The organism is Alkalihalobacterium alkalinitrilicum, assembly GCF_002019605.1.
Classification (GTDB): Bacteria; Bacillota; Bacilli; order Bacillales; family Bacillaceae_F; genus Alkalihalobacterium; species Alkalihalobacterium alkalinitrilicum.
This window is the reverse complement of record NZ_KV917368.1, coordinates 2,793,303-2,809,716: the sequence shown is the minus strand read 5'-3', so window position 1 is coordinate 2,809,716 and position 16,414 is coordinate 2,793,303. Positions and strand designations below refer to the sequence as shown.

Sequence of the window (16,414 nt, the reverse complement as noted above, 5' to 3'; positions counted from 1 at the left end):
CCCACCTAAAATTCTACCGTATTTTTGAGGAAGGAGTCCTCTTGGTTGGAATGATAGAATTAGATAAATACGACTCTTTCCCTAAAGAAGATAAATATAAAGAAAAAAAGCAACAGAAGTAGGTTCTGTTGCTTTTATTTTGCGACTTTTTCTAAATTTCCGTTTTTATCCATACGGAATGTAGCGTTAGATAAAGGCTCTTCTTCTTGTAAAATAGCCATGCGTCTTGCACGATTCATAATTTGAATGAGTGATTGATAGTCCTCTTCAATCGTTTGGTGCTCCTCTTTAATTGTTTTTAGTTCTGTTTCAAGCTCTTTATTTTGCGTTAATAGCTCAAGATTTTCTTTTAAAAGTTTTTCATTCTCTTTTTTCAAATGATCGGCTGGTAGTTGGTTTGTAGTCAGAGAACGAAGATATGAAATAACGGTTTCAATGTCTAAATTATCTAGATTTAAAGGTTGTGCAGTAGTAACACTAGGATAATATAAGGTTGCATTTCGAACGGGTCTACGATTAGTCGCAAAGGCAACGGCTCTTTTGCGTTCTTTTCTTTCCTTTTTAGCTTCTCTAATTTGATCTACATATTTTTGGCGTACAACTGCATTCCAGCGAAATCCACATGCTGCAGACGTTCGATGTAATTCATCACCAACTTCATCAAAAGCAACTAATTGAGTGCTCCCTTCTCGAATATGTCGTAATACTGTTTCTGCTAGCAGAACATCGTCTTCGTGTGACCATGCATCTTGGCGAACTTTCATCATACCATCTCCTTATCTTTCTTGGTTTATAAGTAAATTCATATTTTAGTGAAATTTACTACTACTATTTCCAAGAAATCTAGGATATATACATTCAATGTTAAAAAATACTAGGGTTACACAGAAAAACAATAACGACGACTATCCATATAAATAAAAAAAGCGAATTGGAGTTCGCTCATTTGCAAAGTGAAACGGTATAGTATATATAATAGAACTATTATCATAATCAGCACTCTATAGTTGAAAGTTGCTTTAAACGTTAAAAATGGATATAAGTGACGATTGAAATAGAGAATCATAGATTAGTTTAACCTGGAAACATGGAGTTGATATTAGTGGAGAATTATTTTAGAGAGCCACTTGCTTACCGAATGCGACCGACTACATTAGAGGAAATTGTCGGACAAAAGCATATTGTCGGTGAAGGGAAATTACTTCAACGAATGATAAAATCGAATCGGTTATCATCGATTATTTTATACGGCCCTCCTGGAACGGGAAAAACAACAATTGCGAATGTAATCGCCCAAGTGACTTCATTACCTTTTCATGAAATTAACGCAGTTTCTTCAGGAAAGAAAGAGATGGAAGCTGTCGTACAAGAAGCGAAACTACTCGGTAAATCAATTTTATTCGTTGATGAAGTTCATCGATTTAATAAAAGTCAGCAAGACTTTTTGCTTCCATATTTAGAAAGTGGACTTATTATCCTTATTGGTGCAACTACTGAAAACCCGCATTTTGAAATCAATAATGCTATCAAATCACGCTGTACAATCTTAGAATTAACCTATCCACAAGCAGAAGAAATAAAAGATGTATTAGAAAGAGCATTACATGATGAAGCAAAGGGGTTTGGCAAACTGGATCTTTTGATTGAAGAGGGTGTCTTAGATGAACTTGCTCTACATTGTGGCGGTGATATTCGTTCAGCACTTAATGGCTTAGAAATCGCGGTATTATCAACAGATCCTAATGAAGATGATCAAATTTCAATTACATTAGATATTATTAAAGAGTGTCTGCAAAAGAAAAGCTTACATTACGATAAAAAGGGCGATCACTTTTATAATATTATTAGTGCTTTTCAAAAAAGCATGAGAGGTTCAGACGTCGATGCAGCTCTCCATTATTTAGCTCGGTTAATTGAAGCAGGAGATTTAGATGTGATTTGTAGACGGCTTCTTGTTACGGCCTGGGAGGATGTTGGTTTGGCTAACAGTCAAGTGCCACAAATGGTTTTGTCTGCGATCCAATCCGCAGAACGTCTAGGCTTACCTGAAGCGAGAATTCCATTAGCTGTTGCTGTGACTGAACTTTGTCTTTCGCCTAAGTCCAATAGTGCATACAAAGCATTAGATCAAGCGATATCGGATGTTCGTTCTATCAATATCGGTGAAGTACCTGATCATTTAAAGGATGCTCACTATAAAGGGGCAAAGGATTTAGGGCGAGGTGTAGATTATAAATACCCACATAATTTTGGGGGTTGGGTGAAGCAGCAGTACTTACCTGATCATTTACAAGAAAAAACGTACTATAAACCAAAAGAAAGTGGACAAGAAAAACGATTAGCACAACTATATAAACGAATACATGAACTAAAAAATAGTTAAACCTCTTCGGATGCATAGAAAGATACGATGTATCGCCAACAATTGGTGAAAATAGACGTCTTTTCTATCCTTTACTCCCCTAAAGAAATTAAACTTCTTAAAGTGAAATAAAAGCCAATTCGTGCTATAATGGCAAAGAATTTAGGGTTACAGCTGGTTACAGCAGAGTATAGCGAGAGAAGGAATTGGATATGAACAAAGATGAGCGTATGGATTGGAGAAAAAAGAATCTAGGCTTACGCTGGGGAATTTTTATGCTAGGGTTAGTGATCATGTCATTCGGAATTGCGTTAATGATAAAAGCTGATCTTGGCAGTGCACCGTGGGATGTCCTTCATATCGGACTTACAGCTCAGCTAGGGTTAACGATCGGTACGTGGTCAATAATTATGGGCTTTGTCATCATTGGTGTAACAACTTTATTGACAAAAGAATGGCCCCAACTAGGTGCGTTTGTTAATATGGTGCTAGTTGGAGTGTTTATTGATATTTTTTTATTTTTTCTAACAACACCTGAATCCTTTATTAGTAAGCTCATTATGCTTGTAAGTGGGATTATTATTATTGGTTATGGTATGGGACTTTATATTGCACCAAACTGTGGGGCAGGTCCTAGAGATAGCCTTATGTTAGCTATAACGAAAAAAACAAAAATTAAAGTACAGTGGGTTCGAAGTGCAATGGAAATCGTTGTTCTTACATCAGGTTGGTTATTAGGTGGCCCTGTATTTATAGGTACATTAATTTTTTGTTTTGGAATTGGAAGTGTTGTAGGCGTAACACTACCACAATGTCAACGATTAGTAGATCGACTGATAGAAAGAGGGGTTAATAATGAAGATTTCGACAAAAGGACGTTACGGGTTGACCATCATGATGGCGTTAGCGAAGAAATACGGTGAAGGGCCGATTTCACTAAAGTCGATTGCGAAGGATCATAATTTATCGGAACATTATCTTGAGCAATTAATTGCACCACTAAGAAATGCAATGCTTGTAAAATCGGTAAGAGGAGCTTACGGTGGGTATATGCTTGCAAAAGAACCAATAGAAATTACAGCAGGTGATATTATTCGTGTTCTTGAAGGACCAATCAGTCCAGTTGAAGTACTTGATGATGAAGAGCCAGCGAAACGAGATCTGTGGATAAAAATTCGCGATGCAGTGAAAGATGTATTAGATAATACTACTCTTCAAGATTTAGCGGAATATAAGGGTGAAGGTAATCAGGAATATTATATGTTCTACATTTAAGAGGTAGTTCAGAAAGTCTGGGAAAAATAGCGGTCGGTAGCAGAACTTCGACTAAGTTCCCCACGTCCTGTGGTAGCTCGTTGGCTTGCTGTTGCGTTCCTCACGTATTAAAAGCATACGCTGCAGTACTCACAGCTTCGCCGCCTTGATCTTCTCGGCTCTTTTTGTCCTTCTTTTTAAACCTTTATAAAAAGGTAGTTACAACAAGTGAAAGTAAAAGTAGGTGTAATAATTGAATTTAATATATTTAGACCATGCAGCGACTTCGCCGATGCATCCAAATGCATTAGAAGCGATGATGCCATATTTTACAGACCATTTCGGTAATCCATCTAGTATCCATAGCTATGGCCGTAGAACGAGGCATGCTTTAGATGAAGCTCGTTTATCTTTAGCCCAAACGATAGGCGCTCATCCAGATGAATTAATTTTTACTAGTGGTGGGACAGAAGCTGATAATATGGCGATCATTGGCTATGCGCTAAAAAATAAAGCTAAAGGTAACCATATTATAACATCAACGGTTGAACATCATGCCGTTCTTCATACGTGCAAATCATTAGAAGAAGAAGGGTTTGAAGTAACTTATCTTCCAGTTGATGATAAAGGAAAGGTTTCTTTAAATGACCTGAAGGAAACGGTCCGTCCTGATACAATCCTTGTTTCGATCATGTACGGTAATAATGAAGTAGGCACGATTCAGCCTATTGAGGAAATAGGTGAATACTTATATGAAAAAGGTATCGCTTTTCACACGGATGCAGTTCAAGCATATGGAACGATTCCGATTGATGTTGAGCAATTAGCGATCACCTTTCTATCGGTTTCCGCTCACAAAATAAATGGACCAAAAGGGATCGGCTTTTTATATGCAAAGAAAAGTTATGATCTTAAGCCTCAATTGTACGGTGGCGAACAAGAAAGAAAACGTAGAGCTGGGACGGAAAATGTGGCGAGTATCGTCGGTTTTGCAGAAGCTGCAAAAATTGCTATTAAAGAAGCTGAAGAAAAAATGCAGCGTTACCTCCACTTTCGTGAACGAATGTTGTCGATTTTTCGTGAAGGTGAAATAGATTTTTCTGTTAATGGGCATGAACTTGAGGTTTTACCACATTTGTTAAATGTAAGTTTTAAAGGAGTCAATGTTGAATCTCTTCTTGTGAATTTAGATCTTGCAGGAATTGCAGTTTCGAGTGGGTCTGCTTGTACAGCAGGATCAATTGAACCGTCGCATGTCCTGTCAGCGATGTTTAATAGTGATGAGAAGGCAAAATCAGCAGTTCGTTTTAGCTTTGGTTATGGAAATACAATAGAAGATATAGAGAAAGCGGCTAAGGAAACAGTAAAAATTGTGAAAAGAATTACATCACTATAATCTGAAGAGGCCTTAGCTTTGTAGGTGGTGAGTAGTATGAATAGACAACTAGAAAATAAACCAGAAAATACCCGTGTCGTTGTAGGAATGAGTGGTGGAGTTGATTCATCCGTTACAGCACTTGTTTTAAAAGAGCAAGGCTATGATGTTATCGGGATTTTTATGAAAAATTGGGATGACACTGATGAAAATGGAGTTTGTACCGCTACAGAAGATTATAACGATGTTATAAAAGTATGTAATCAAATTGGAATTCCATACTATGCAGTGAACTTTGAAAAAGAGTATTGGGATAAAGTTTTTACGTATTTTCTTGACGAGTACCGTGCTGGTCGTACACCTAATCCAGATGTAATGTGTAATAAGGAAATTAAATTTAAAGCCTTTTTGCATCATGCGCTAACGCTAGGTGCGGAATATGTAGCAACAGGACATTATGCACGTGTTGAATTTCGTGAAGGTGAACATAAATTAATACGCGGTCTAGATGAAAATAAAGATCAAACGTATTTTTTAAATGCTTTAAGTCAAGATCAACTTTCAAAGACGATGTTCCCAATCGGACATATGGAGAAAAAAGAAGTTCGAGAAATTGCTGAAAGGGCCAATTTAGCGACAGCGAAAAAGAAAGATAGTACAGGTATTTGTTTTATCGGTGAACGAAACTTTAAGGAATTTCTAAGCTCGTATTTACCAGCCCAACCTGGTGATATGCAAACATTAGACGGTGAAGTCAAAGGAAAACATGATGGTCTGATGTACTATACATTAGGTCAGCGTCAAGGGTTAGGAATAGGTGGAGCAGGTGAGCCTTGGTTTGTTATCGGGAAAAATATTGAGAAAAATATTCTCTATGTTGGACAAGGATATCATCACCCTGGTTTGTATTCTTTAGGATTACTAGGTGTTCATTTGAATTGGATTAGTCCAATTCAACCGACAGAGCCATTCAAATGTACAGCGAAATTCCGCTATCGTCAACCTGACCAAGGTGTAACGGTGATCCCACTTCCTGATCAAAAAGTGAAAGTGATTTTTGATGAACCACAACGAGCGGTCACACCAGGTCAAGCCGTCGTCTTTTATAATGGAGAAGTATGTATCGGTGGTGGGACGATAGATGTTATTTTGACAGATGAGGGAGAACTTTAATCTTAAGGTTCTCCTTTTCTATGTGTCTAGGTATAAATTCTACCTAATTTCCAACTTTTGAAAGCCATCTAAAATAAAGGGGATCCCCTATATCTTTGGTAGGAAGAGTGGCACAAGTGTTAAAATATTGATAACAAAAATGAAAAAGGCATTGTTGAACTTTGAGATTGTTATGGTTAGAGTAACAGTGCCTTTTTTAACTTCTTTGTTATACTATAAATAACTAACGATAAGGAAGGTAAATACAATGAACGATTACATACAACTTGGACTACAAGCGATGCAAGAAAGAGATTATGAGAAAGCAGCATCCCATTTTAATCAAGCAATTGAAGCGAATCCCAATGATCCAGTTGGATTTGTTAACTTTGGAAATCTATTAGCGATAGTTGGTGAGCTTGAGAAATCGATCATCTTTTTTGAACGAGCAATTGGCCTTGATGCTAAGGCGGGGACTGCTTATTATGGAGCAGGAAATGCATTTTATCAATTGGAAAAGTTTGAAGATGCGATTGAAATGTTCAATCAAGCAACCCAAAACGAACTGAAGGAAGCAGATGTGTATTTTATGATTGGAATGAGTTACTATCAGTTAGGTCAATTAAGTCATGCCTTGGTTCATTTCCAGACAGCATTAGAAATGAATCCAACCGACTTAGATGCTCGTTTTCAATATGGACTGTGCTTAGCTCAGCTTGAACAAATTGATGAGGCAATGAAGCAATTTGAAGAAGTCGTGGTTCATGATAAAAATCATGCGGATGCCTTTTTTAATATTGGTGTTGCTCATGCATATAAAAATGAACCCCAAAAAGCATTAGAAGCTTTTGAACAAGCACTTGAAATACAACCAGATCATCTCCTAGCAGGAAACGGTAAAAAGAAAATGGAGGAACTGCTAACACAATAGGAGGCAGATGGATGGAGAACCAAGGATTCGAGGACCAATCTCCTTATATAAAGGGAGAGGTCACTCATATTATCTTTCATAATGAAGAAAATTTTTATACAGTCGCGGCTGTGAAAGTGCTGAAGTCTACAGAAGAAATAGAGGATCCACAAATTACGGTTGTTGGTACTCTACCGAAAATCGAACCTCAAGACGTCTACATTTTCACCGGAAGGCTCCATGATCATCCGAAATTTGGCCTTCAATATGTGGTGGAACAATTTCGACGTGATATCCCACAAACCGCTCAAGGCATTATTCAGTATTTATCTAGTGATCGTTTTCCAGGGATCGGTAAAAAAACCGCAGAGTCCATAGTAAAGACGTTAGGTGAACGTGTCATTACATTAATACTTGAAGATCCTTCCATATTGGACAAAGTTCCAAAACTAACGGAAGAAAAACGAACGTTAATCTATAATCAACTTGTTGAACATCAAGGAATTGAACAAGTTATTCTATTTTTATCTAAATATGGTTTCGGTATAGAACTTGCGATCAAAATATATCAAGTCTATAAACAACAAACGCTTGATGTAATTCAGAACAATCCATATCAATTGATCCAAGATGTTGAAGGGATTGGATTTAAAAGAGCAGATTTACTTGGCGAAGCGATTGGGATTTCAGGGATTCACTCGGATCGAATTCAAGCAGGTTGTCATTATTGCTTAAATGAATTAAGTAATCAGCAAGGTCATGTCTACCTAGCCAAAGATGAATTGGTGGAAGAGGTAACGAATTTATTGTCGACATCTTCAACACCAATATTAGCTGAAGAAGTAGAGAATGCTTTGATCATAATGGATGAAGAAGGAAAAATCGTCATTGAAGATGAACGAATATACTTAAAAACATTATTTTTTGCGGAAAAGGGTTTAGTGACAAATATTAAACGTCTCGTTAATCGAGAAGAGCCTTTGCAGTTTGTTGAATCTGAATTTCTAACCGCATTAGGTGAATTAGAAGAGACGTTAAAAATGGAGTATGCAGATTCGCAAAAAACAGGGATTGAAACAGCTTTGTCCTCTCCAATTATGATCTTAACAGGAGGACCAGGGACAGGGAAAACGACGGTAATTAAAGGAATTGTAGAAATTTATGCTAAGCTTCATGGAGTTACGCTCGAGCCAAGCAATTATCAGGCAGGGGATCCTTTTCCTGTTTTGTTAGTGGCTCCTACGGGAAGAGCAGCGAAACGAATGGGAGAAGCTACAGGTCTTCCGTCTTTAACCATTCATCGTCTCTTAGGCTGGAAAGGTGGTAATGGCGGGTTTGAAAAAAACGAATATGAGCAGCTAGAGGGAGATCTACTGATTGTTGATGAGGTATCTATGGTTGATATTTGGCTTGCCAATCAATTGTTCAAGTCGATTCCTGATCATATGCAAGTGATTTTAGTTGGAGATCAAGATCAACTTCCTTCCGTTGGTCCTGGCCAAGTTTTGAGTGACTTATTACGATCCAAGGCCATACCGGTTGTTGAATTGACGGATATATATCGACAAGAAGAGGGTTCTTCGATTATTAAACTCGCCCATGAAATTAAAGACGGTACGTTACCAAATGATTTAAAAGAAGCGAAAGCAGACCGGCGATTTTTTCCTTGTACTCAAAACCAAGTTATACAAGTTATTGAAAAAGTCTATATAAATGCTATAAAGAAAGGCTACACACCAAAAGATATTCAAGTCCTAGCACCGATGTATAGAGGGAATGCAGGAATAGAACGGTTAAATGTTGAATTGCAAAATCTTGTGAACCCAGCAGTGGAAGGACGAAGAGAAATCGAATTTGGCGATATAGTTTATCGCAAAGGTGATGTTGTACTTCAGCTCATGAATAATCCTGATGAACAGGTATTTAATGGGGACCGTGGCGAAATTGTAGCCATTATTTATGCAAAAGAAAATGTAGAAAAAATGGATCAAATCGTTATCTCTTTTGATGGAATAGAAGTTGTTTATAACAAAAAAGATTTAAGCCAAATCACCCATGCGTATTGTTCTTCAATTCATAAAGCCCAAGGAAGTGAATTTCCAATTGTAATTATGCCCGTTGTAAAAGGATATTTTCGAATGCTAAGGCGTAATTTAATTTATACGGGAGTTACCCGAGCTAAACAGTATTTAATTTTATGTGGAGAGCATGACGCCCTTTTTCAAGCGATTGAACAAAAGGATGAGCATATTAGAAATTCCATGCTTTGCGATAAGCTTAAGGAAGCACTGGTAACATGAAACCAGGATGAAAACAAGCCAAACATCAAACACTATAACTGTTCGAGAGGAGGAGGTCCTTTGCGAACATTTGCAACTATTTGTGGACGGTCACTTTATTGTGCAAAGACAGGTGAGGAACTAGGGATTGTTAATGATTTGTTGCTTAATGATCACGGGGTGGTTAAAGGCATAGTCGTTGATAAAAAAGGTTGGTTTAATCGCCATCTATTCGTACCGATTGATACCATTACAGGGTTTGGGCATGAAAGCCTAATGGTTCATGATATGAAAGATATAACTGTATATCATAAACAAGAGAACGAACATCATCTAAAGCAAGGGAAGGAAAAGCTTGCAGGGAGGCCATTGCTTACGAGTGAGGGTGAAAAGCTAGGTTTGGTAGAAGATGTATATTTTATGGAAGAATTGGGCACGATTGTAGGGTATGAAGTAACAGAAGGTCTAATTGCTGATATTAAAGAAGGGCGTAAAGTCGTAAAAACCGATTATCCTTTAACAATTGGCAAAGACATTCTTGTTGTTCAATTATAAAAAAGAGGAGACCCTATCATGCAATGTCCAAACTGTAATTGTAAAGATATCGGTAAAATAGGAACAAATCAATATTATTGTTGGAATTGCTTTGTTGAAATGACGATTACCAAAGGAAAATTGTCACTCCACCAAGTTGAAGAAGACGGTTCCCTAAGTTCCCTAGATGATTTATTTGAAGACCAGGATTTGCAAATTGAAATGTAAACTCCATTAAAATGGTGGTGATTACCGTTGCGTAGTGTAATGTTAGCGCTTGGCTTGGGTGCGGCAGCTTTCTCGATGAGAGATCGCCGCAATCGAAAACGGTTCATGAAATGGATACAACCGATAACAAACATTGACTTTCAAACCATCGTCCCAGATAAAAATGGTCTACAAAAAATGAAAAAAAGAGTGTTAAAAAATATCGCTTAAACAATTAGGAGGCTGATACTTTCGTGTATCAGTCTTTTTTGATTGTCGATTACAAGAGCCCACCGCTTTTCTTTGTCTAGCTGCAGGCTCTAGCCCCTCGAGGTTAAATAACCTGCCAGATAAAAGTCAAAAAACGGACTTTGATCTGACAGAACATTTACTTGTCGGGGCCGACCAAGAGCCCACCGCTTTTCTTTGTCTAGCTGCAGGCTCTAGCCCCTCGAGGTTAAATAACCTGCCAGATAAAAGTCAAAAAACGGACTTTGATCTGACAGAACATTTACTTGTCGGGGCCGACCAAGAGCCTTCCGCTTTTCTTTGTCTAGCTACAGGTGCCAGCTCCTCGAGGTCAAATAACCTGCCTGAAAAAAGTCAAAAAGCGGACTTTTGTTCAGTCAGAACATTTGCTTGTCGGAGCTAAACGGGCACCTTCCGCTTTTCTTTGTCTAGCTGCAGGCTCTAGCCCCTCGAGGTTAAATAACCTACCTGAAAAAAGTTGAAAAGCGAACTTTTCTTCAGTCAGAACATTTACTTGTCGGGGCTGACCAAGAGCCTTCCGCTTTTCTTTGTCTAGCTGCAGGCTCTAGCCCCTCGAGGTTAAATAACCTACCTGAAAAAAGTCAAAAAGCGGACTTTTGTTCAGTCAGAACATTTACTTGTCGGGGCTGACCAAGAGCCTTCCGCTTTTCTTCATAGTTTTTGTGAAGTTGTACAGTATATAACTATGGAGGGAGATGTATGGAAAAGTCTAAAGGGGTACAATGGATTATTAAGCTTTCGATTACAATTTTGGTATTACTTTGTTTATACATCTTTTTGCAATTATCTCCACTTTGGTTACCAGTTCTTCAAGTTTTATCACGAGTGGCTATTCCTTTACTTATAGCTGCAATCATTACTTATTTATTACATCCAGTTATTGAAAATGCACATGCTTATGGGCTACCTCGTCCAGTGGCTGTGTTAATCATTTATTTATTATTTTTTGGTGGCTTAGCGTCTTTGATAACAGCGGCTTTCCCATATGTGATTCAACAACTTAGAGAATTTATTGATAATCTGCCTCAAATTATTCAACAAATTCAACAATGGAGTAATTTATTTGAAAGGCAAATTTCCTCGTTACCAGAAGGGATGCAAAATCAATTAGCGGATTGGATCACAAGTTTAGAAGGACGAGCTGAATCAATTGGAGAGCAAATCCTAGATACTATCGGTTCTATCTTGAGCTCATTTATTTATTTCATTGTTATTCCATTTTTAGTATTTTACTTGTTAAAAGATTATCAGTTAATCGAAAAAGTGGCTTGGTATGTTACGCCAAAAAAATGGAGGAATGAAGGCGTTGCATTTATTCGTGACGTAGATCAATCATTAGGAAACTATATTCGTGGGCAAATTCTTGTCTCGATGTGTGTCGGTCTTATCGCCATGCTTGGTTTGTGGCTAATCGGTGTACCTTATCCAATTATCTTAGGCTTATTTATCGGCATGACGGATATTATTCCTTATTTCGGTGCATTCCTAGGTGCTTTTCCAGCCGTTATTGTAGCTGCGCTTCACTCTTGGCAAATGCTTATTTTTACGGTGCTACTGATTTTCATTCTTCAGCAAATCGAGGGAAATATTTTATCTCCAGTTATTGTGGGGAAGTCGGTTCATTTACATCCAATATTAATAATGATTGCTCTCTTAATTGGAGTCGAAACAGCTGGAGTGCTAGGACTTGTATTAGCGGTTCCGATTTTATCGGTTGTAAAAGTTGTATTACTTCATTTACGAACAAATCTACTCAATCATTGACAAGTGTTGCATCCATTTTTATAATAAATATTGAAATCAAAATATAATGAATGCGTTGAAGGAACAAGTATGTTAAAGCCCGTTTTAAAGAGAGGTATTTCCTAGGCTGAAAGAAATGCTAAACGAAGAGTAACAGAAAGCTAATCCTGAGTGTAGAAAAACCTACCGTTTGCTGCGTTAAAGCATTTGAGGTGATGGCCAGATTACTGTCCATAACTAGGGTGGTACCGCGTGAATATAACTCTCGTCCCTTTTTTTAGGGATGAGAGTTTTTTTATTATGCCCATCCACTGAGTCAGTGGGTTGGTGGTTGGCTTGCAGACATACTTTCCGTGATTTACATAAAGACAGTTAGTATTCATTTAAAAACGGACACCAGATCCCTTACTGTAACATTTCTAAACTAATTTAGGCTGTAAAACCCCAAATAACGAATCGTCGTCCAATTCGGTAGATATACGACCACGTGCGATTATGCTTTTTATGGTTATTTTTTACTTTTTTTGGTTACGATGATTAACGAGAATTAAGGAGGAATACATAGTGAAGAAGTTAACTTCTGCTCAAGTTCGTCAAATGTATTTAGATTTTTTCAAGGAGAAAGGTCATGATGTTGAACCAAGTGCATCGTTAGTCCCTATCGATGACCCGTCCCTATTATGGATTAACAGTGGGGTAGCAACATTGAAAAAATACTTTGATGGTCGTGTTATTCCTGAGAATCCAAGAATAACAAATGCACAAAAGTCAATTCGTACAAATGATATCGAGAACGTCGGGAAAACAGCACGACATCATACATTCTTTGAAATGTTAGGGAATTTTTCTATCGGGGACTACTTTAAGGAAGAAGCGATTGATTTTGCATGGGAATTTTTAACGAGCGAAAAATGGATTGGGTTTGATCCAGAGCGCTTATCGGTTACTGTTCATCCAGAAGATCAGGAGGCATATAACTTTTGGAAGCAGAAAATCGGTATTCCAGAAGAACGAATTATTCGTCTTGAAGGGAACTTCTGGGATATTGGTGAAGGTCCAAGTGGTCCAAATACAGAAATTTTCTATGATCGAGGGCCAAAGTATGGTAATGATGAAAACGACCCAGAGCTATATCCAGGTGGAGAAAATGATCGTTATCTTGAAGTCTGGAACTTAGTGTTTTCACAATTTAATCATAATCCTGATGGTACCTATACACCACTTCCTAAAAAGAATATTGATACTGGAGCAGGATTAGAAAGATTAGTTTCAGTTATTCAAGATGTAGAAACGAACTTTGATACGGACCTTTTTATGCCGATTATACGTGCAACTGAAGAAATTTCGGGTGTGAAGTATGGCCAGAATACAGAAACAGATGTTTCTTTTAAAGTGATTGCCGACCACATACGAACAGTAACATTTGCGGTTGGAGATGGTGCACTTCCTTCGAATGAAGGCCGAGGATATGTATTACGTCGTCTTCTTCGTCGTGCCGTACGCTATGCAAAGCTTATTCAAATCGAAAAGCCATTTATGTATGAACTTGTCCCGATCGTTGGAGAAATCATGGTTGACTTCTACCCAGAGGTAAAAGAAAAAACAGACTTTATTCAGAAAGTGATAAAGAATGAAGAAGAACGTTTTCATGAAACCCTTCATGAAGGACTTACGATTCTCTCCAAAATTCTCGCAGAAGCTGAGAGTAAAGGCGAAACGACGATTTCTGGTAAAGACGTGTTCCGTTTATATGATACTTACGGATTTCCAGTTGACCTTACCGAAGAATACGTTGAAGAAAAAGGACTCGTAATTGATCGTGAAGGTTTTGAATTAGCAATGGAGGGTCAAAGAGAACGTGCTCGTGCAGCTCGCCAAGAAGGGGCCTCGATGCAAGTTCAAGACCAAGTATTAGGAGAGTTAAAAGCAGAAAGCAAATTTATCGGTTATGAACAATTATCTACAAATGCAACAGTTGAAGTCATTATAAAAGATAAAGCATTAACTGATTTTGCGGGAACTTCTAATGAAACAATTCAAGTAATCTTAGATGTTACACCATTTTATGCTGAAAGTGGTGGACAAGTAGCTGATACAGGTGTTCTAACAGCTGATGGTGTTGTCGTTCATGTTGAAGATGTACAAAAAGCGCCAAATGGGCAGCATTTACACTTCGTAAAAGTGGTAGAAGGTACACTGAAAAAAGGTGCTAAAGTAGAAGCGGTTGTTTTAGAGACAAGTCGAAATGGAATTGTCAAAAACCATACTGCAACACATCTTTTGCATCGTGCTTTAAAAGATGTACTTGGAGAACATGTGAATCAGGCAGGATCTTTAGTTTCTGAAGAAAGATTGCGTTTTGACTTTTCTCACTTTGGACAAGTAACAGGCGAAGAGTTAACGCGAATTGAAGAGATTGTAAACGAAAAGATTTGGAATGCGATTTCAGTCAATATTATGAGCAAAAATATTGAAGAAGCTAAAGCAATGGGAGCGATGGCACTTTTCGGTGAAAAGTATGGTAACGTCGTTCGTGTAGTCCAAGTGGGCGAATACAGCATCGAGCTTTGTGGTGGATGTCATGTGAAGAACACGGCTGAAATTGGCTTATTTAAAATTATCTCTGAGTCTGGAATTGGAGCTGGAGTTAGAAGAATAGAAGCTGTAACAGGTCAAGGTGCGTATGAATTTATGAATGGTCAGCTCGATTTATTGCGCAATGCGGCTGAGTTGGTAAAGGCAAAAAATATAAAAGATGTTCCACAACGTTTCCAAACGATGCAACAACAAATTCGTGATCTTCAGCGTGAAAATGAATCATTAAATGCGAAGCTAGGAAATATGGAAGCAGGTAGTCTTGTAAATGAGGTTACAGAAATTGCTGGAACTAAAGCACTAATTAAGCAAGTTCAAGCAACTGATATGGATAATTTACGTGGAATTATGGATACACTGAAGGATAAAATCACATCAGGAGTAATCGTACTCGGAGCTGCGAGTAATGGTAAAGTTAACATCGTGGCTGGAGTTTCAAAAGACCTTGTGGAAAAAGGGTTCCATGCTGGAAAACTCGTGAAAGAGGTTGCTACTCGTTGTGGCGGTGGCGGTGGTGGCCGTCCTGATATGGCACAAGCAGGTGGTAAAGATCCAGAAAAGCTTGAAAGTGCATTAAATTATGTGGAAGAATATTTAAAATCAATTTCCTAAAAAGGAAAATATAGTGTACAATGAAATCAAACATGCTATGGGTATGATTACTCATGGAAATAGGCAGTATAGAAAGAGGTGTTTGTGATGGGCTCAATGGACAATACGATGAAGTTTAATATTCAAGATGATACGGTTGATGTCGATGTCCGCGAAGTGCTGCTAACGGTTTATGAAGCCCTTGAGGAGAAAGGTTATCACCCAATCAATCAAATTGTTGGATATCTATTATCTGGTGACCCTGCATACATTCCAAGACACAAGGATGCCAGGTCGATTATTCGTAAGTTAGAGCGCGATGAATTGATTGAGGAGCTAGTAAAGTCTTATTTGTCACAGCACCAAGAGGAGAAGTAATGAGAATTTTAGGCTTAGATGTAGGCACTAAAACGATTGGAATTGCTATTAGTGATGAATTAGGGTGGACAGCTCAGGGCATTGAAACGTACAGACGAAAAGAGGATGACCAGACAGCGGATACAAACTATATTGTAAATCTTGCTAAAGAGTACAATGTTGGAGCTATCGTTGTTGGATTGCCTAAAAATATGAACGGAACCATCGGACCAAGTGGAGAGGCATGTCAACAATTCGCAGAAGTAATAAAAGAGAATGTTGACTGCCCTGTTATCTTATGGGACGAGCGTCTTACGACGGTTGCAGCTGAAAGAATGTTAATTTCAGCGGATGTTAGCCGAAAAAAGCGAAAAAAAGTCATTGATAAGATGGCTGCTGTCATGATCTTACAAGGTTACTTAGACAGTAAATCAAATTAATTGAAGAGGTGTACCATGACACAAGAAGAAAGAGAACGAATTATTATCCCAGATGAAAATGGAGATGAGCATCTATTTGAAGAACTATTTAAGTTTACAGTAGATGAAACTGGGAAGTCTTATATTCTTCTCGTTCCCGTTGGAGACAGTGAAGAGGATGACGAAGATGATGATATGCAAGAAGTCATTGCATTTCAATATGAGGACAAAGAAGGCGACGACGGAAGTGATCTTGCGTTAATGCCTATCGAAACTGACGAAGAATGGGCAATGGTTGAGGAAATGCTCAATACATTCGTTGAAGAACAAGACGACGAGGAATAAGCAAATTGAAACAGGGCGAAA

General features: G+C 38.0%; 16 protein-coding genes and 1 other annotated feature. Of the genes, 15 read left to right on the top strand and 1 reads right to left on the bottom strand.

The window, feature by feature from the left end; genetic code table 11:
* Nucleotides 1-134: 134 nt before the first annotated feature.
* On the bottom strand, nt 135-764 hold the full coding sequence (locus tag BK574_RS13495; RefSeq protein WP_078428965.1) for an RsfA family transcriptional regulator: 630 nt from the start codon (nt 762-764) through the stop codon (nt 135-137).
* A 374-nt stretch (nt 765-1,138) separates the two neighbouring features.
* On the opposite strand from BK574_RS13495, the gene BK574_RS13490 reads away from it, so the two are divergent.
* The 15 genes from BK574_RS13490 (at nt 1,139) to BK574_RS13420 (ending at nt 16,393) form a co-directional block, all read left to right on the top strand.
* Complete coding sequence (locus tag BK574_RS13490) at nt 1,139-2,383, top strand: replication-associated recombination protein A (RefSeq protein ID WP_238458133.1); 1,245 nt, start codon at nt 1,139-1,141, stop codon at nt 2,381-2,383.
* Nucleotides 2,384-2,574: 191 nt separating this feature from the next.
* Nucleotides 2,575-3,285 (top strand): YczE/YyaS/YitT family protein, encoded by a 711-nt coding sequence (locus BK574_RS13485; RefSeq protein ID WP_238458020.1) that lies wholly within the window; start codon nt 2,575-2,577, stop codon nt 3,283-3,285.
* Complete coding sequence (cymR, locus tag BK574_RS13480; protein WP_075389119.1) at nt 3,218-3,637, top strand: cysteine metabolism transcriptional regulator CymR; 420 nt, start codon at nt 3,218-3,220, stop codon at nt 3,635-3,637. Before BK574_RS13485 ends, cymR begins: the two co-directional genes overlap by 68 nt.
* A 232-nt stretch (nt 3,638-3,869) precedes the next feature.
* The gene (locus tag BK574_RS13475) at nt 3,870-5,012 is read left to right on the top strand and encodes a cysteine desulfurase family protein (protein WP_078428963.1); all 1,143 of its coding nucleotides are present in this window, start codon (nt 3,870-3,872) and stop codon (nt 5,010-5,012) included.
* Between the two features lie 36 nt (nt 5,013-5,048).
* A complete protein-coding gene (gene mnmA / locus BK574_RS13470; protein WP_075389117.1) occupies nt 5,049-6,164 on the top strand; it encodes a tRNA 2-thiouridine(34) synthase MnmA in 1,116 nt (371 codons plus the stop codon).
* Between the two features lie 247 nt (nt 6,165-6,411).
* On the top strand, nt 6,412-7,074 hold the full coding sequence (locus BK574_RS13465) for a tetratricopeptide repeat protein (protein ID WP_078428962.1): 663 nt from the start codon (nt 6,412-6,414) through the stop codon (nt 7,072-7,074).
* A gap of 11 nt (nt 7,075-7,085) precedes the next feature.
* Entirely contained in the window at nt 7,086-9,353 is a 2,268-nt protein-coding gene (recD2, locus tag BK574_RS13460) for an SF1B family DNA helicase RecD2 (protein WP_078428961.1), read from the top strand.
* Between the two features lie 60 nt (nt 9,354-9,413).
* A complete protein-coding gene (locus BK574_RS13455) occupies nt 9,414-9,887 on the top strand; it encodes a PRC-barrel domain-containing protein (RefSeq protein ID WP_075386756.1) in 474 nt (157 codons plus the stop codon).
* An 18-nt stretch (nt 9,888-9,905) separates the two neighbouring features.
* A complete protein-coding gene (locus BK574_RS13450; protein ID WP_175576513.1) occupies nt 9,906-10,094 on the top strand; it encodes a hypothetical protein in 189 nt (62 codons plus the stop codon).
* 27 nt (nt 10,095-10,121) lie between these two features.
* The gene (locus BK574_RS13445) at nt 10,122-10,304 is read left to right on the top strand and encodes a hypothetical protein (protein WP_075386758.1); all 183 of its coding nucleotides are present in this window, start codon (nt 10,122-10,124) and stop codon (nt 10,302-10,304) included.
* Between the two features lie 738 nt (nt 10,305-11,042).
* Nucleotides 11,043-12,107, top strand: coding sequence for an AI-2E family transporter (locus tag BK574_RS13440; protein ID WP_078428960.1), 1,065 nt, complete (start codon nt 11,043-11,045; stop codon nt 12,105-12,107).
* Nucleotides 12,108-12,153: 46 nt separating this feature from the next.
* Nucleotides 12,154-12,362: a binding site (T-box leader), on the top strand.
* Nucleotides 12,363-12,650: 288 nt separating this feature from the next.
* Entirely contained in the window at nt 12,651-15,293 is a 2,643-nt protein-coding gene (gene alaS / locus BK574_RS13435) for an alanine--tRNA ligase (protein WP_078428959.1), read from the top strand.
* Nucleotides 15,294-15,380: 87 nt separating this feature from the next.
* Nucleotides 15,381-15,650, top strand: a complete 270-nt coding sequence (locus BK574_RS13430) for an IreB family regulatory phosphoprotein (protein ID WP_078428958.1) — start codon at nt 15,381-15,383, stop codon at nt 15,648-15,650.
* Nucleotides 15,650-16,069 (top strand): Holliday junction resolvase RuvX, encoded by a 420-nt coding sequence (gene ruvX, locus BK574_RS13425; RefSeq protein WP_078428957.1) that lies wholly within the window; start codon nt 15,650-15,652, stop codon nt 16,067-16,069. Before BK574_RS13430 ends, ruvX begins: the two co-directional genes overlap by 1 nt.
* Before the next feature lie 15 nt (nt 16,070-16,084).
* Nucleotides 16,085-16,393 carry a DUF1292 domain-containing protein gene (locus tag BK574_RS13420; RefSeq protein ID WP_075386763.1) on the top strand — a complete coding sequence of 103 codons (309 nt, stop codon included), beginning with the start codon at nt 16,085-16,087 and terminating at the stop codon, nt 16,391-16,393.
* Nucleotides 16,394-16,414: the final 21 nt, after the last annotated feature.